Consider the following 14,494-nt stretch of genomic DNA (forward strand, 5'->3'; position numbering starts at 1 on the left):
AGAATGCGCGGGGCCGGGGCTAGGCTCGGCCAACGGAACAATCCCGGGGGAATCATGACCCGTCCCACGCTCGGCGCCGTGGCGATCGGCCGCAACGAGGGCGAGCGGCTGAAGGCCTGCCTGCGCTCGCTGGTGCCGCTTTGCGAACGGGTGGTCTATGTGGACAGCGGCTCGCGCGATGCCAGCGTCGCCTTTGCCCGCGGCCTGGGTGTCACCGTGGTCGAGTTGGACGCTTCGGTCCCCTTCACCGCCGCCCGCGCCCGCAATGCCGGGTTCGAGGCGCTGCTGGCCGGCGGCGAACTGGATCTGGTGCAGTTCGTCGATGGCGATTGCCGGGTCGAGCCCGGCTGGCCGGAGGCCGGCATCGCGGCCATGCAGGCCGATCCCGGGCTGGGCCTCGTCACCGGCTGGCGCGCCGAGATCCACCCCACCGCCACCGTCTACAACCAGATGTGCGAGGTGGACTGGCACCGCCCCGCCGGCCCGATCGTGGCCTGCGGCGGCGACATGATGGTGCGCGTCGCGGCCTTCCGCGAGATCGGCGGCTTCGACCCCGCGGTGATCGCGGCCGAGGACGACGAATTTTGCCTGCGCCTCGGCAAGGCCGGCTGGAAGCTGCTGCGCCTGCCGGCGCAGATGACCTGGCACGATGCCGACATGACCCGCTTTTCCCAATGGTGGCAGCGCAGCATCCGCAACGGCCACGGCTTCGCGCAGGTGGGCGCCATGCACCCGCCGCATTTCAAGCGCGAGCAGATGCGGGTCTGGCTCTATGGGCTGGCGCTGCCGCTGCTGTTCCTGCTGGGGCTGCTCACCAGCCTGTGGATTTCCCTTGCAGTTCTGGTTGGTTACGCGCTGTCCTTTATCAAGACTCTCATGGGCCTGAAGGGCCAGCCGATGGCGGCGAGGCAGGCCGCGCTGCTGACCCTCGCCAAGATCCCCAACCTTCTGGGAATGTTGACTTACCACCGGCGCCGCCGCAAGGGCGCCGCCATGCGTATTATCGAGTACAAATAGGAGTTTCCCATGACCTCGGACCTGCGCGTCGGCATTGTCGGGGCCGGCTACATCGCCTCGTGGCACGCCGATGCGATCAAGGCCGCCCCGGGCGCGCGGCTGGTCGCGGTCTGCGATCCCGCCGTCGACGCGGCCGAGGCGCTGGCCGCCAGCCATGGCGTCGCGGCCTTTGCCGACCCGGACCAGATGATCGCCGCCGGGGTCTGCGACGTGGTGCATGTCCTGACGCCGCCGAACCTGCACCGCGACCTGGCGGTGAAATGCCTGGGTGCCGGCCTGCATGTGCTGGTCGAGAAGCCGGTGGCCCTGTCGGTGGCCGAGATCGACGAGATGGAGGCGGCCGCGCTGGCCGCCGGCCGCCAGCTGGGTGCCTGCCACAACTTCCTGGGCCTGCCCGGCTACGGCCGGCTGAAGCAGGCGGTGCAGGCGGGCGATCTGGGCCTGGTCTCGGCCGCGCAGATCAACTGGGCGCTGCCCTTGGTGCCCTTGCGCTCGGGGCCTTACGGGCTGTGGATGCTGCGGCAGACGCAGAACCTGCTCTTGGAGCTCGGTGCGCATCCCTTTTCCTTCGCGGTGGACCTGTTCGGCCCGCTGGAGGTCGAGCATGTCAGCCTGGGCCAATGGATCGCCCTGCCCGGCGGCGAGCAGCGGCCGCAAAGCTGGCGCATCCTCGCCCGCGCCGGCAAGGTGGACGTGACCATCGCCCTGTCTCTGGTCGAGACCTTCGACGACCGTTCGGTCGGCTTGCGCGGCTCCTCCGGCATGGCGCGGCTGGATTATGCGGCAGATGTGCTGGTGATCACGCGCGACAATACTGCCGATCTGGTGCTGAACCCGCTGGTCAAGGAACTGTCCCGCGCCGGGGCGCATCTGCGCGAGGGGCTGCGCAACGCCTGCCGCCAGGCCGCCTCGCTGAACCAGAAAAGCCCCTATGGGCTAAGCTTCCGCACCACCGTCGCTGCCTTCTATGACGGTATCCGCGCCGGGCAATCCGACCCGCGCTTTGCGCCCGCCGCGGCCCGGGCAGTGATGCAGGGCATCGAGGATGCGCTGGCCCGCCTGCCCGCCCTGCCGCCGGTCCCGGCCCGGCCCGTGGGCACGCCGCGGCCGCGCGTCATGGTGATCGGCGGCACCGGCTTCATCGGCCGCAACCTGACCCGGCGGCTGGTCGAGCGCGGCCACGACGTGCGGGTGCTGTCGCGCGGCCGGAACGGCCCCTTTCCCGACATCGCCGACCATGTCGAGACGCTGGGCGTATCCCTGCGCGACGAGGACGGGCTGGCCGGGGCCATGCAGGGCATGGATTGCGTCTTCAACCTGGCGAAATCCACCGACAAGAGCTGGCAGGCGGCGCTGGAAAACGACGTGGCCACGACCGAGCGCATCGGCCGCGCCGCGATCCGCGCCGGTATCGGGCGGCTGGTCCATACCGGCACCATCGCCTCCTACGACATGTCCGACCCGGCCCGGACCATCACCGAGGCCAGCGATTTCGGCCAGATGCACAGCCGCAACATCTATGCCCGGTCCAAGGCCGAGGGTGAGCGGCGGCTGATCGCCCTGCAGGCGCAGGGGCTGCGGCTGGTCATCGCCCGGCCCGGGATCGTGCTGGGCGACGGCGGGCCGCTGCAGCATTGGGGCATCGGCCGCTGGCACGGCGCCGGCGCGGTGCGGCTGTGGGGCAATGGCCGCAACATCCTGCCCTGCGTGCTGGCCGACGACGTCTCGGACGGGCTGATTGCGATGATGGAGCGGGACGAGGCGCTTGGCGAAAGCTTCAACCTGATCGGCGAGCCGATGTTTTCCGGCCGCGACTATTTCGACGCCATCCACCGCCGCACCGGGGCGCGGCTGAAGGTCAGCGGTTCGAACCTGACCGCGCTCTGGGCGGTCGATGCGGTCAAGCAGGGGCTGAAGCGCCATGCCCTGCGCCGCAAGGGGGCCGCGCCCGCCTCGCTGGCGGACTGGAAGTCGCGCGGGCACCTGTCGCGTTTCGACAATGCCAAGCCCAAGCGCCTGCTGGGCTGGGCGCCCGAATCCGACCGCGACGCCTTCTGGCGCCGCGCCATCGACGAGGCGCATCTGTTCCGGTGATCAGATCAGCCCGTCGAGCAGCAGGAAGCCCGGCAGCCAGCCGGTGAAGATCCCGGCCAGCAGCGTGACCCAGGCGGTCTGCCGCTGGATCGGGCGGCCAAGCGCCAGCAGCAGGAAATACATGAACCACAGCACGCCCCAGACGGCCCAGTTCGCCGCCAGCCAAAGCTCGGTCGCCGAACCTGCCGCCGCCAGCGCGCGCAGGAACACCGGCACCGTCGTCACCGCCACGAACAGGCTGAACCAGCCCAGCCCGCGCCCGTCCGCGCCGCTGAGCCGGTTATAGGCGACCCACAGATAGGTGGTGCAGAACAAGAGGCTTAGCGCACCGTTGCGGATGCTGGCGGCGCCGGCCCCGGCGCCGAAGGCGTCGTGCAGCACCGCCGCGCCCGAAACCAGCGCGGTGACGACGTTGATGACGACGATCTCGCGATCGGCGATCCGGCCCATCAGCCAGAGGCCGTTGAGGAACAGCACGGCGCCGACATAGAACAGCACGAACCCGATGAGCATTGCACCTCCTGAGCAAGCCTGACCGCACCCTGGGCAGTTGCCCGGAATGCGGTCAGCCATGCCTGCCAAGAAGGCAGAATCGCCGCCGGATCAACGGCAATGTTTTCAACGATCCGTAAAATCAGAATTCGGATTCCGTGCGGGTCAGAGCCCGGTCAGCGGTTCGGCGCTGACCACCTCCCAGACCAGTTCCTGCATGCGCCGCGCCAGTTCGGGCGAGGGCGCCTCGGCCGGGGTGCCGTCGGCGCGCAGCAGCGCATGCGGCAGGCCGACCGGGCTTTGGCCGTAAAGCACCGCGTAATGCGTCAGCGCCACCAGATAGACGCCCAGGTCGTTCGGGTGGATGGTGTCCAACGAGCCGTCGGGATTGCGCGCGAACAGGTCCTCGCGCGATTTCAACTCGGCGATGCCGCCCTTGGCCTCGGCCTCGACCACCAGCCGGGCCATGACCTGCCCGGCCGGGATCAGCCAGACCGGCTTGCCGGCGGCGCGGGCGGCGGGCCAGAGCAGGTCCGGCTTCCACAGCCTTTCCAGATCGTCGGGCAGGCGCGCCAGCCAGTCCGGCTGATCGTCCAGCGCGTGCCAGCTTTCGTAAAGGAAGATCTGCCCATCGGGATTGCCCGCCGCCGCCTCGGCCGCCCATTTTCCGGCATGGAGGCGGCTTTCCTTGTAGCGGATCGCGTCCTGCAGCCGCACCATCTCGGTCATCACGAAGGCGTCGTAATCGCCGCTGGCCAGCGCCTCATGCGCCTCGCGGTGGCGTGGGGTGGCGTTTTCCTGCGCGAAGCCGTTGACCGCCTGGGGGCCCTGGAAATGCTCGCGCAGCGCCGCGCCCCAGCCCAGCTGCAGCGCGTGATCGTGCCCCTGCCCGGCCAGCTGCGCCAGCATCGCCGGCATGTCGCGCCCGACCAGGCTGTGGCCCAGGTGATAGACCCGCAGCGGTCCCCCAGGCAGCACACGTTCCGCCTGATAGAGTGCCTGCACATCGGCGCCGGCATCCTGCGCGGCGCCGGCCCTGTGCGCATGGCGCCAGTAAAGCAGCGCCGCGACGGCGGCGATCGCCAGCAGGGCAAGCAGGTAGCGCATGACATCCCTCGTTCCCGACCATGGGACCAGAGATAGCAAAAAGGCCGCCGCCCCGAAAGGCGGCGACCGGAAGGCGATGGTCGAAAGGCGGTGGCCGGAAGGCGTTCAGGTCGCGCTTACGCCTCGGCCTCGTGGTTCTTGCGGTTCCAGCGGATCGAGGACCAGAACGAGATGCCGATCAGCGTCGCGCCGCCCAGGCCGGTGATGACCTCGGGGATATGCACCAGCGGCTGCACGAACATGATCACCGACAGCGCGATGATGGCATAGAAGGCGCCATGCTCCAGGAAGCGGTATTCGGCCAGCGTGCCGCGCTCGACCAGCATGATGGTCATCGAGCGCACATACATGGCGCCGATGCCCAGGCCGATGGCGATGACGAACAGGTTGTGGGTCAGCGCGAAGGCGCCGATCACCCCGTCAAAGCTGAAGGAGGCGTCCAGCACCTCGAGATAGAGGAAGGCGCCCAGGCCGCCCTTGGCCCCGGCCTGCAGCGTCTGCTGGCTGCTGTCCAGAAGCCCGCCCAGCACCTCGACCAGCAGGAAGGTCAGAAGGCCCCAGATCGCCGAGCTGAAGAAGACCTGCGATTCCGCCCCCTCCAGGAAGCGCGAGAAGATCAGCACCGTGACCAGCACCACCGCCACCTCGATGCCGCGGATGGTGGCATAGCGCTGCATGCGGTCTTCCAGCCACTTGACCCAGTGCACGTCCTTTTCATGGTCGAAGAAGAAGCTGAGGCCGACCATCATCAGGAAGGTGCCGCCGAAGGCCGCGATGGGCAGATGCGCCTCGTGCATGATGCGCGAATATTCGTCGGGCTGGGTCGCCGCCAGCACCATCGCCTGCCACGGGCCGATATTGGCGGCGATGACCACGATCAGCAGCGGGAAGACGATCCGCATGCCGAAGACGGCGATGATGATGCCCCAGGTCAGGAAGCGCCGCTGCCACTTGGGCGTCATGTCCTTGAGCTTGTTGGCGTTCACGATGGCGTTGTCGAAGCTCAGCGAGATCTCCAGCACCGCCAGCACGGCGCAGATGAAGAAGACCGACAGCGTGCCGCCCAAGGTGCCGGTCGACTGCCAGCCCAGCACGCCGCCAAGGGCGAGGCCGAGCACGGTGACGATGAAGGCCCAGGTGAAATATTGCAGGGTCGAACGCCGGGCGCCGTCGCCGAGGCCACCTCCGGGAAGGGGACTGTTTCCTTGCGTCATGTGAATAATTGTTCCAGGCGGCTGGCCAAGTATCGATGCCGACATCACGAACGCGCCGCCACGTCCGCCAGAGGGGCCCGGCCATCAAACTGTGTTCACGATCCCCGTGAACGCCGGAAAGATGAAGAATGTCGCACGAAATTGCAAGGGATTCGTGAAAGGCCCGGCGAATCGCGGCCCTGCCCGCTTGTTCACGGGGTCGCGATCCGCTAGTCAGGCGGCGCGCTGCCGTCAGGCCGGGGCCGCGGCGGGCGCATTCCTGAGCAGAGAACGGACATGCGCTCGAGCCAAGACCCGCAACAGTCGCAGCCCCGCCCCTGCCCCGCCCCTGCCCGCCCGCGCATCGCCGCCCTGGTCGTGACCCACAACCGGCTGGAAAAGCTGCGGGTGACCGTCGGCCGGCTGCTGGCCGAGGATCTGGACCATGTGGTGGTGTTCGACAATGCCTCGGGCGACGGCACCCGCGACTATCTGGACGCGATCCAGGATCCCCGGCTGCTGGCGCTGCGCAGCCTGGAAAACCTGGGCGGGGCCGGCGGTTTCGCGCATGGCATGCGCCACCTGGTCGAGGCGCTGGACCCGGACTGGGTCGTGGTCATGGACGATGACGGCCGACCCTTTCCCGGCACCATCGCGCAGTTCCGGGCGCTGGACCTGACCGGCTGGGACGCGCTGGGGGCGGCGGTGCTGACCCCCTCGGGCGAGGTCTGCGAGATGAACCGCCCCTATCGCAACCCGTTCTGGCGGCTGCCGGAATTCCTGCGTACCCTGGCCGGCGCCGGCCGGCGCGGATTTCACCTGGATGATGCGACCTATACCGGCAAGGCCGACCCGATCGAGATCGACATGACCTCCTTCGTCGGGCTGTTCCTGTCGCGCGCCAGCATCGCTCGCGCCGGCTATCCCGACGAACGGCTGTTCATCTATGGCGATGACCAGATCTACACGCTCGAGATGCGGCGCAAGGGGCTGCGCATCGGCTTCCTGCCCGAGATCCGGTTCGAGCACGACACCGTCTCGATCCAGCCCGGCGGGCACTTGGTGCTGCGGCCGATGTGGAAGGTCTATTACATGTATCGCAACGCCCTGCTGGCCTATCGCGTCGCGGCCGGGCCGTGGTTCTGGCCGCTGCTGCCGGTTCTGGCGCTGCGCTGGCGCGGCAAGGCCCGGCATTACGGCCCGGATGCGGCGCGTTTCCGCAAGATCCTGCGCCGCGCCGCCCGAGACGGGTTGCGCCGCCGGCTCGACCGCTCGCATGCCGAGATCGTCGCCCTGTCCGAAAAGCGCGACTAGGCCCGATTCCTGACTACGCCCGATCCTTGACTAGGCCCGGTCCGCGAATTGCCGGATCGCGACCAGGATCGCCTGGAAGCTGCGCCGTGCCCGGTCGCTGTCGCGGCGGGCGCGCAGGTAGCCGTGCGGCAGCTCGGGCTCGTTGCGCCAATGCGCCGCGACGCCCTCGACCCGCAACCGCCGCGCATAGTCGCGCCCGTCGTCGCGCAGCGGATCGACATCGGCGGTGACGACGAAGGCCGGCGCCAGCCCGGCCAGGCTTTCGGCCTGCAAGGGCCGCGCCAGCGGATCGACCGGCCCCTCGCCCAGTCCCTCGCCATGCAGCGCGGCGTGATAGCCGGCCAGATCCTCAGTGCGCAGCAGGGGCGCCTCGGCATTCTCGCGATAGGAGGGTGCACTGCCATCGCCGCCCAGGCCGGGATAGACCAGCACCTGCCCCAAGGGCTGCCGTGCGCCGCGCCGCGACAGGCAAAGCGCCGCTGAGAGCCACCCGCCGGCGCTGTCCCCCGCGATGACGGCGGGACGGTCCAGCGCGTCCCAGACCGCCTGCACATCCGCGATCTGCGCCGGCCAGCGATGCTCGGGCGCCAGCCGGTAATCCACCGCGACGACCTGCAAGCCGGTGGCATCGGCGATCTCGGCGCAGATATCGTCATGGCTGTCGAGCCCGCCGACCACGAAGCCGCCGCCATGCACATAGACCACGGCCACCGAGGTCTCCGCGCCATAGACCCGGCAGGGCACGCCGCCGATGCGGCGATCCCGAACCGGCAGGCCGGGCGGGCGCGGGGCGCGAAAGACGGCGCACATGGCATCGTAGAAGCGCCGGTTCTCGGCGGCGCTGGCCCCGTTCGCCTCGGGCGGATAGGCGGCCTCGGTCCGGGCGATGAAATCCAGCACCTGCGGGTCGGCGATCATGCCGCGCCCTCGGCGATGCGTCGCGTCAGCCAATCCGGGTCCATCTGCGGCACCGAGGCCAGCAATTCGCGCGTATAGGCATGGCGCGGCGGGTCCAGCACCTCGGCCTTCAGGCCCTTGTCCATGACCCGGCCGCCCTTCATCACCACCACCTCGTCGGCGATGGCGCGGACGGTGGCGATGTCATGGGTGATGAACATGTAGCTGACGCCGGTTTCGTCCTGCACCTTGCTGAGCAGCCGCAGGATGCCCTCGGCCACCAGCTGGTCCAGCGCGCTGGTCACCTCGTCGCAGATGATGAATTCTGGATCGGCGGCCAGCGCCCGGGCGATGCCGACGCGCTGCTTCTGCCCGCCCGACAGCTCGCCCGGCAGGCGGTCGAGGAAGCGCGCCGGCTCCAGCTCGATCTGCTCCATCAGCTGGTTGAGCCGCGCCTCGCGCGCCCGGCCGGTCAGGCCCAGGTAGAACTGCAAGGGCCTCGACAGGATCTGGCGGATGGTCTGGCGCGGGTTCAGCGCCGTGTCGGCCATCTGGTAGATCATCTGCACCGCCCGCTTCTGTTCCAGCGTGCGCTGCGCCAGGCGCGGCGGCAGGGGCGTGCCGTTCAGCGCGATCCTGCCGGCGCGCGGCGGCAGAAGCCCGGTGATCGCCCGCGCCGTGGTGGACTTGCCCGAACCGGATTCGCCCACCACCGCCACGGTGGCGCCGCGCGGGATGTCGAAGCTGACCTCGCTGAGCACGTCCAGCGACGAATAGCCCGCCGTCACCTCGCGAATGCCGATCGTCGGCGCGCTGGCCTGCGGCAGGGCGCGCGGCGGCCGGCGGAACGCGCGCACCGCCCAGAGCGAGCGGGTGTAGTCCTGCGCCGGCGCCTCGATCATCCGGCGGGTTGGCGCATCCTCGACCTCGCGGCCGTGGCGCATGACCTTGATGCGGTCGGCCATCTGCGCGACCACGGCCAGGTCGTGGGTGATGTAGATCGCCGCCGTGCCCGTGGTCTCGACCGCCTGCCGGATCGCCGCCAGCACGCCGATCTGCGTGGTCACGTCCAGCGCCGTCGTCGGCTCGTCGAAGACGATCAGGTCGGGCTTGCAGGCCATGGCCATGGCCACCATCGCCCGCTGCAACTGCCCGCCCGAGACCTGATGCGGAAAGCGCAGCCCGAAATTCTCCGGGTCGGGCAGGTGCATGGCGGCATAGAGCTGGCGCGCGAAGGCTTCGGATTCGGCGCGGCCCGCCGTGTGGTGGATCGCCGGCCCCTCGCAGAACTGGTCCAGAAGCCGCCATGCCGGGTTGAAGCTTGCCGCCGCCGATTGCGCGACATAGGCGACCCGGCGGCCGCGAAAGGCGCGGCGCCGGCGTTCGGGCAGTTGCAGCAGGTCGGTGCCGTCGAAGATCACCCGCCCGCCGGCGAAGCGCAGGCCGCCCTGCGCGAAACCCAGCGCCGCAAGGCCCAGCGTGGATTTTCCGGCCCCGGATTCGCCGATCAGCCCGACGACCTCGCCCTTGGCCACTTGCAGGTCCACGCCGTGCAGGATCGGGGTCCAGCCTTCGTCGCCCCGCGCCTCGACCTTCAGCTTCTCGATGTTCAGCAGCATGGTTCAGTCCTTCAGACCCGAGGCGCGGTGCAGCATCCAGTCCACCACGAAATTGACCGAGACCGTCAGCACCGCGATGCAGGCGGCGGGCAGAAGCGGCGTGACATCGCCGAAGGTGATCAGCGCCGCATTGTCGCGCACCATCGCGCCCCAGTCCGCCATCGGCGGCGGCAGGCCGAGGCCCAGGAAGCTGAGCGCCGAGATGGTCAGGAACACGAAGCAGAAGCGCAGCCCGAACTCGGCGATCAGCGGCGCCGAGATGTTCGGCAGCACCTCGCGGCTGATGATCCACCATGTTCCCTCGCCGCGCAGCTGCGCCGCCTCGACATAGTCCATCACCATGACGTTCATCGCCGTGGCGCGGGCCAGGCGAAAGACCCGCGTGGAATCGAGGATCGCCACCACGACGACCAGGTTCGCCACCCCCGGCCCCAGCGCCGACAAGGCCAGCAGCGTCAGGATCAGCGCCGGCACCGCCATCAGCACATCGACCAGCCGCGACAGCGCCAGATCGGCCCAGCCGCCAAGCGCCGCGGCCAGCAGCCCGGCGATGGCGCCGATGCCGAAGGCCAGGGCCGTGGTGACCAGCGCCACGCCCACGGTGTTGCGCGCGCCCCAGATCAGCCGCGACAGCATGTCCCGGCCCAGCGTGTCGGTGCCAAGGGGATAGGTCGCGCTCCACGGCTCGAACTGGGCGCCGACGATCTGCGCCTCGGCATGGGGGGCCAGCAGCGGCGCGAACAGCGCGATCACCGCATAGGCGGCGATGACCAGAACCCCCAGGATCGCGGTCGGCGGCATGGTTTTCAGCATCCGGATCATGGGCCTACCTCGGATGCAGCAGGCGCGGGTTCGTGGCGATCGCCAGAACGTCGGCCAGCAGGTTCAGCAGGATATAGACCGCGGCGAAGATCAGCGCGCAGGCCTGCACCACCGGGATGTCGCGATTGGTCACGCTGTCCACCATCAGCTGGCCGAGGCCGGGATAGACGAAGACCACCTCGACGATGACGACGCCGGTGATCAGCCAGGCCACGTTCAGCGCCACCACGTTGACGATGGGCGCCAGGGCGTTCGGCAGGGCGTGGCGGGTGACGACGCGCCAGCGCGACACGCCCTTCAGCCGCGCCATCGTGACATAGGGCGCGCCCAGCACGTTGACCACCGCCGCCCGGGTCATCCGCATCATGTGGGCAGTCACCACCAGCACCAGGGTGATCGCGGGCAGGAAGGCGCGGCCCAGCATCTCGGCCAGCCGCGGCGAGGCACCGGGATCGGCAATCGAGGGGAACCAGCCCATCCTGACCGACAGCCAGAACATCAGGATATAGGCGATGAAGAACTCGGGGAAGGAAATCGCCGAAAGCGTCGCCACATTGGCGATGCGGTCGAACCAGCTGCCGCGCCAGAGCGCGGCGAGCAGCCCCAGCCCCACCGCCAGGGGCACCGCGATCACCGCGGCATAGGCGGCCAGGAACATGGTATTGCCCAGCCGCGCCGCCAGCAGCTCCGCCACCGGCCGGCCATTGGCCAGCGAGCGGCCGAAATCGCCCGACAGCACGCCGCCGACCCAGTCGAGATAGCGCCAGGCCAGGGGCTGATCGAGCCCGAGCTCGCGCCGGAAGGCGGCGACGGTCTCGGGCGTGGCGGACTGGCCCAGCACCTGCTGGGCGATGTCGCCGGGCAGCAGGCTGACGGCCAGGAAGATCAGCACCGAGATGACGAAGAGCGTAAAGACCCCGATGCCCAGCCGGCCCGCGATCATCCGCAGGATGGGCCGCCGCCGGGTCTCGGCGACGCTCATGCGGTGGTCTCCTTCTGGCGGATCGGGCGGATGCCGGCGCCGGCATGGTCGGGATGCGGCGCGCGGTCCTGCGCCGCCACCCGGTCCAGCGCCTCCAGCAGCGCCGGCGGCATCGGGATGGCGCGGCCCTCGCCGGTATCGACATGCAGCAGCATATGCTCGCCGGTCGCGGCCTCGCTGCCGTCCTCGCGCAGGATGACGTGGTGCAGGCGGAAGCGTTTCGCGTCATGGCCCAGCAGCCGGGTCTCGACGGTCAGCAATTCGCCCGCCTTCACCTCGGCCAGGTGGCGGATATGCGTCTCGACCGTATAGGCCGAGCGGCCCTGCGCCCGGTAATCGGCATCCAGCCCGATATGGATCAGGAAGGCGTCCGTCGCATCGCCCAGCACCTGGAGATAGCGGAACTCGGTCATGTGGCCGTTGTAATCGACCCAGCCGCCGGTCACGCGGGCCTGATGGATGCGCAGCGGGTAGCCCGTCGCAGGCGCAGGCGCGCGGGCATAGAAGCCGTCCTCCTGCGCGCGCACGGTCTGGCCGACGCCCCAGTCGTTGGCCTTCAGCGCCTGGAAGATGCCGACCAGGTTGTCGTCGCGGATCCGCTCCAGCTCGCGGATCGAGTGCCGGCCCGACTGCGCGTCGGACTGGCCGGCGATGCGGTCGATCAGCGCCCCGTCCAGCTCGGGCACGTCCATCAGCTTGGTCCAGGGCCATTTCAGCGCCGGGCCGAACTGGCCCAGGAAATGCCGCATCCCGGCCTCGCCGCCGGCGATGCGATAGGTCTCGAACAGGCCCATCTGCGCCCAACGCAGGCCGAAGCCGAAGCGGATGATATCGTCGATCTCCTCGGTGGTGGCGATGCCGTCATGCACCAGCCACAGCGCCTCGCGCCAGACGGCTTCCAGCAGGCGGTCGCCGATATGGGCGTCGATCTCGCGCGCGATCCGGACCGACTTCATGCCGATTCCGGTCAGGATCTCGCAGGCGCGATCCGCCGCCTCGCCACCGCCCACGACCTCGACCACCGGCAAAAGGTAGACCGGGTTGAAGGGATGGGCGACGAGGATGCGGGCGGGATGTTTCGCCCCCTGCCGCAGCTCGGAGGGCTTGAAGCCCGAGGTCGAGGAGCCGATCAGCGCCATCTCGGGCGCGGCGGCCTCGATCTCGGCGATGATCCGGTGCTTCAGCTCCAGCCGCTCGGGCACGCTTTCCTGGATATAGTCGGCGTCCCGGACCGCCTCGGCGACCGAGCCGGCCCAGAGGATGCGCCCCGGCCGGGGCAGCGGCGCCTGGAACAGTTTTTCCCAGGCGCGGGTGGCATTCGCCAGCACCTCGCCGACGATGCGCTGCGCCTCGGGATGCGGGTCGTAGACCGCCACGTCATGCCCCGAGAGGATGAAGCGGGCGATCCAGCCGCCGCCGATGACCCCGCCGCCGATTGCCGCGATCTTCATGCCTGCCACCACCGTTCCACGATCTTCCAGCCGTCGAGGAAGCGGTTCGACGCCACCTCGCCATGCGCCACCTTGTCATTGGCCACGTCGATATAGTTCACGAAGATCGGGATGATGGTGCCGCCGTCCTCGGAAACCAGCCCCTGCATCTCGCGATACATCTCGGCGCGCAGGCTGTCGTCCAGCTCGGCCCGCGCCTTCAGCAGCAACTCGTTGAAGCGCTCGTTGTCCCAGTGGCTCTCGTTCCACTCGGCGCCCCGGGCATAGACCAGGCTGAACATGTCGTCCTCGGTCGGGCGGCCGTTCCAGTAACTGACGCAGAAGGGCTTCTTCAGCCAGACATTGGACCAATAGCCGTCGTCCGGCTCGCGCTTGACGGCCAGCTCGATCCCGGCCGCCTTGGCCGATTGCTGGAACAGCTGCACCATGTCGAGCGCCCCGACCGAGGCCGCGTCCGAGGCGGAAATCTCGACCTTCAGCCCCTCCATGCCGGCCTGTTTCAGGTAATGTTTCGCCTTGTCAGGGTCATAGGCCCGCTGCGGCAGGTCGGCGGCAAAGAAGCGGTTCGCCGGCGCGATCGGGCTGTCATTGGCGATCTGGCCATGGCCGCGCAGCACCTTGTCCAGCACCTCCTGCCGGTCGATGGCGTATTTCAGCGCCAGCCGCAGGTTCGGATCGGTAAAGGGCGCCTGGTCGCAGAACATCGGCATGGTGTAATGCGCGGTCCCCGTCACCTCGACCAGTTGCAGGCCGGGCCGGCGCTGCAACAGGTGCAGCGTGGCCAGGTCGGGCGAGTTGATGACATCGACCTCGCCGGTCATCAGCGCGTTCTGCCGGGCGGTGGCGTCGTTGATGGTCAGCAGCACCGCCTCGTCGAACCAGGCGCGGTCGGGCTTCCAGTAATCGTCGCGGCGCTTCAGGGTGATGCGCACGCCGGGCTCGAAATTCTCCAGCACATAGCCGCCGGTGCCCAGGCCCGACTGCCAGTCCAGCGTGCCGTCCTCGTCCGCCGGCATGATGACGAAGTGATAATCCGAGGTCAGATAGGCGAAATCGGCATTGCCCGAGGTCAGCTCGAAGACCACGACATTGTCGCCATCGGTGCGGATCTCCTTGACCTGTTCCAGCGAGCCCTTGGCGCCGGACTTGGTATCGGCACCGCGATGGTGGTCGAAGGACGCGATCACGTCCCGCGCCGTGACCTTGCGCCCGTCCGAGAAGGTGACGCCGTCCTTCAGCCGGAAGGTCCAGATGCGGGCCTCGGCATCGGGCTCGAACTCGGCCAGTTCGGGCACGGCCTGGCCCTTGGCGTCAATCTCGACCAGGTTGTTGCAGACCGCCAGCATCGCCGTCACCACCGGCCCCGCGGCATAGGTCGCCGGGTCCAGCGTGTCCGAGGTCGCGCCGCCCAGATGGCCGATGCGCAGCGTGCCGCCGCGCTTCGCCTCCTGCGCCCGCGCGCCGCGCGGCAGGATCAGCCCCGCCGCCGCCGCGCCCGCCGCGCCG

The 14,494-nt window shown here is 69.2% G+C and carries 12 protein-coding genes; 3 read left to right on the forward strand and 9 right to left on the reverse strand.

Annotated elements, in window-relative coordinates:
- The first annotated feature begins 54 nt into the window (after nucleotides 1-54).
- Together I9P22_RS02325 and I9P22_RS02330 are read left to right on the forward strand one after the other, a co-directional pair.
- Entirely contained in the window at nucleotides 55-1,017 is a 963-nt protein-coding gene (locus I9P22_RS02325; protein WP_199257792.1) for a glycosyltransferase family 2 protein, read from the forward strand.
- A 9-nt stretch (nucleotides 1,018-1,026) separates the two neighbouring features.
- Nucleotides 1,027-3,111: an NAD-dependent epimerase/dehydratase family protein gene (locus I9P22_RS02330; RefSeq protein WP_199257793.1), complete on the forward strand. Its 2,085-nt coding sequence runs from the start codon at nucleotides 1,027-1,029 to the stop codon at nucleotides 3,109-3,111.
- On the opposite strand, the gene I9P22_RS02335 is transcribed toward I9P22_RS02330, so the two are convergent.
- From I9P22_RS02335 to I9P22_RS02345, 3 genes are all read right to left on the reverse strand, one after another.
- On the reverse strand, nucleotides 3,112-3,624 hold the full coding sequence (locus tag I9P22_RS02335) for an AmiS/UreI family transporter (protein WP_199257794.1): 513 nt from the start codon (nucleotides 3,622-3,624) through the stop codon (nucleotides 3,112-3,114).
- 144 nt (nucleotides 3,625-3,768) lie between these two features.
- On the reverse strand, nucleotides 3,769-4,710 hold the full coding sequence (locus I9P22_RS02340) for a cupin domain-containing protein (RefSeq protein ID WP_199257795.1): 942 nt from the start codon (nucleotides 4,708-4,710) through the stop codon (nucleotides 3,769-3,771).
- A 116-nt stretch (nucleotides 4,711-4,826) separates the two neighbouring features.
- Nucleotides 4,827-5,924: a DUF475 domain-containing protein gene (locus I9P22_RS02345; protein ID WP_199257796.1), complete on the reverse strand. Its 1,098-nt coding sequence runs from the start codon at nucleotides 5,922-5,924 to the stop codon at nucleotides 4,827-4,829.
- A gap of 276 nt (nucleotides 5,925-6,200) precedes the next feature.
- On the opposite strand from I9P22_RS02345, the gene I9P22_RS02350 reads away from it, so the two are divergent.
- Nucleotides 6,201-7,217: a glycosyltransferase gene (locus I9P22_RS02350; protein ID WP_199257797.1), complete on the forward strand. Its 1,017-nt coding sequence runs from the start codon at nucleotides 6,201-6,203 to the stop codon at nucleotides 7,215-7,217.
- Between the two features lie 30 nt (nucleotides 7,218-7,247).
- On the opposite strand, the gene I9P22_RS02355 is transcribed toward I9P22_RS02350, so the two are convergent.
- From I9P22_RS02355 to I9P22_RS02380, 6 genes are all read right to left on the reverse strand, one after another.
- Complete coding sequence (locus tag I9P22_RS02355) at nucleotides 7,248-8,135, reverse strand: alpha/beta hydrolase (protein WP_199257798.1); 888 nt, start codon at nucleotides 8,133-8,135, stop codon at nucleotides 7,248-7,250.
- On the reverse strand, nucleotides 8,132-9,733 hold the full coding sequence (locus I9P22_RS02360; protein ID WP_199257799.1) for an ABC transporter ATP-binding protein: 1,602 nt from the start codon (nucleotides 9,731-9,733) through the stop codon (nucleotides 8,132-8,134). Before I9P22_RS02360 ends, I9P22_RS02355 begins: the two co-directional genes overlap by 4 nt.
- Before the next feature lie 3 nt (nucleotides 9,734-9,736).
- Nucleotides 9,737-10,555, reverse strand: a complete 819-nt coding sequence (locus tag I9P22_RS02365) for an ABC transporter permease (protein ID WP_199257800.1) — start codon at nucleotides 10,553-10,555, stop codon at nucleotides 9,737-9,739.
- Nucleotides 10,556-10,559: 4 nt separating this feature from the next.
- Nucleotides 10,560-11,537 carry an ABC transporter permease gene (locus tag I9P22_RS02370; protein ID WP_199257801.1) on the reverse strand — a complete coding sequence of 326 codons (978 nt, stop codon included), beginning with the start codon at nucleotides 11,535-11,537 and terminating at the stop codon, nucleotides 10,560-10,562.
- Entirely contained in the window at nucleotides 11,534-12,988 is a 1,455-nt protein-coding gene (locus I9P22_RS02375) for a carnitine 3-dehydrogenase (protein ID WP_199257802.1), read from the reverse strand. Before I9P22_RS02375 ends, I9P22_RS02370 begins: the two co-directional genes overlap by 4 nt.
- On the reverse strand, nucleotides 12,985-14,494 hold a 1,510-nt coding region (locus tag I9P22_RS02380; protein WP_233253151.1), incomplete at its 5' end, for an ABC transporter substrate-binding protein. The genes I9P22_RS02375 and I9P22_RS02380, both read right to left, overlap by 4 nt.

The organism is Paracoccus binzhouensis (assembly GCF_016446475.1).
In the GTDB taxonomy this organism is placed as follows: Bacteria; Pseudomonadota; Alphaproteobacteria; order Rhodobacterales; family Rhodobacteraceae; genus Paracoccus; species Paracoccus binzhouensis.

Excerpts from the sequence above, each read along its gene's own strand:
- I9P22_RS02375 (WP_199257802.1), bottom strand. The coding sequence starts at position 12,988 with ATGAAGATCGCGGCAATCGGCGGCGGGGTCATCGGCGGCGGCTGGATC.
- I9P22_RS02370 (WP_199257801.1), bottom strand. The coding sequence starts at position 11,537 with ATGAGCGTCGCCGAGACCCGGCGGCGGCCCATCCTGCGGATGATCGCG.
- I9P22_RS02325 (WP_199257792.1), top strand. The coding sequence starts at position 55 with ATGACCCGTCCCACGCTCGGCGCCGTGGCGATCGGCCGCAACGAGGGC.
- I9P22_RS02345 (WP_199257796.1), bottom strand. The coding sequence starts at position 5,924 with ATGACGCAAGGAAACAGTCCCCTTCCCGGAGGTGGCCTCGGCGACGGC.
- I9P22_RS02340 (WP_199257795.1), bottom strand. The coding sequence starts at position 4,710 with ATGCGCTACCTGCTTGCCCTGCTGGCGATCGCCGCCGTCGCGGCGCTG.
- I9P22_RS02335 (WP_199257794.1), bottom strand. The coding sequence starts at position 3,624 with ATGCTCATCGGGTTCGTGCTGTTCTATGTCGGCGCCGTGCTGTTCCTC.
- I9P22_RS02330 (WP_199257793.1), top strand. The coding sequence starts at position 1,027 with ATGACCTCGGACCTGCGCGTCGGCATTGTCGGGGCCGGCTACATCGCC.
- I9P22_RS02360 (WP_199257799.1), bottom strand. The coding sequence starts at position 9,733 with ATGCTGCTGAACATCGAGAAGCTGAAGGTCGAGGCGCGGGGCGACGAA.
- I9P22_RS02350 (WP_199257797.1), top strand. The coding sequence starts at position 6,201 with ATGCGCTCGAGCCAAGACCCGCAACAGTCGCAGCCCCGCCCCTGCCCC.
- I9P22_RS02355 (WP_199257798.1), bottom strand. The coding sequence starts at position 8,135 with ATGATCGCCGACCCGCAGGTGCTGGATTTCATCGCCCGGACCGAGGCC.
- I9P22_RS02365 (WP_199257800.1), bottom strand. The coding sequence starts at position 10,555 with ATGATCCGGATGCTGAAAACCATGCCGCCGACCGCGATCCTGGGGGTT.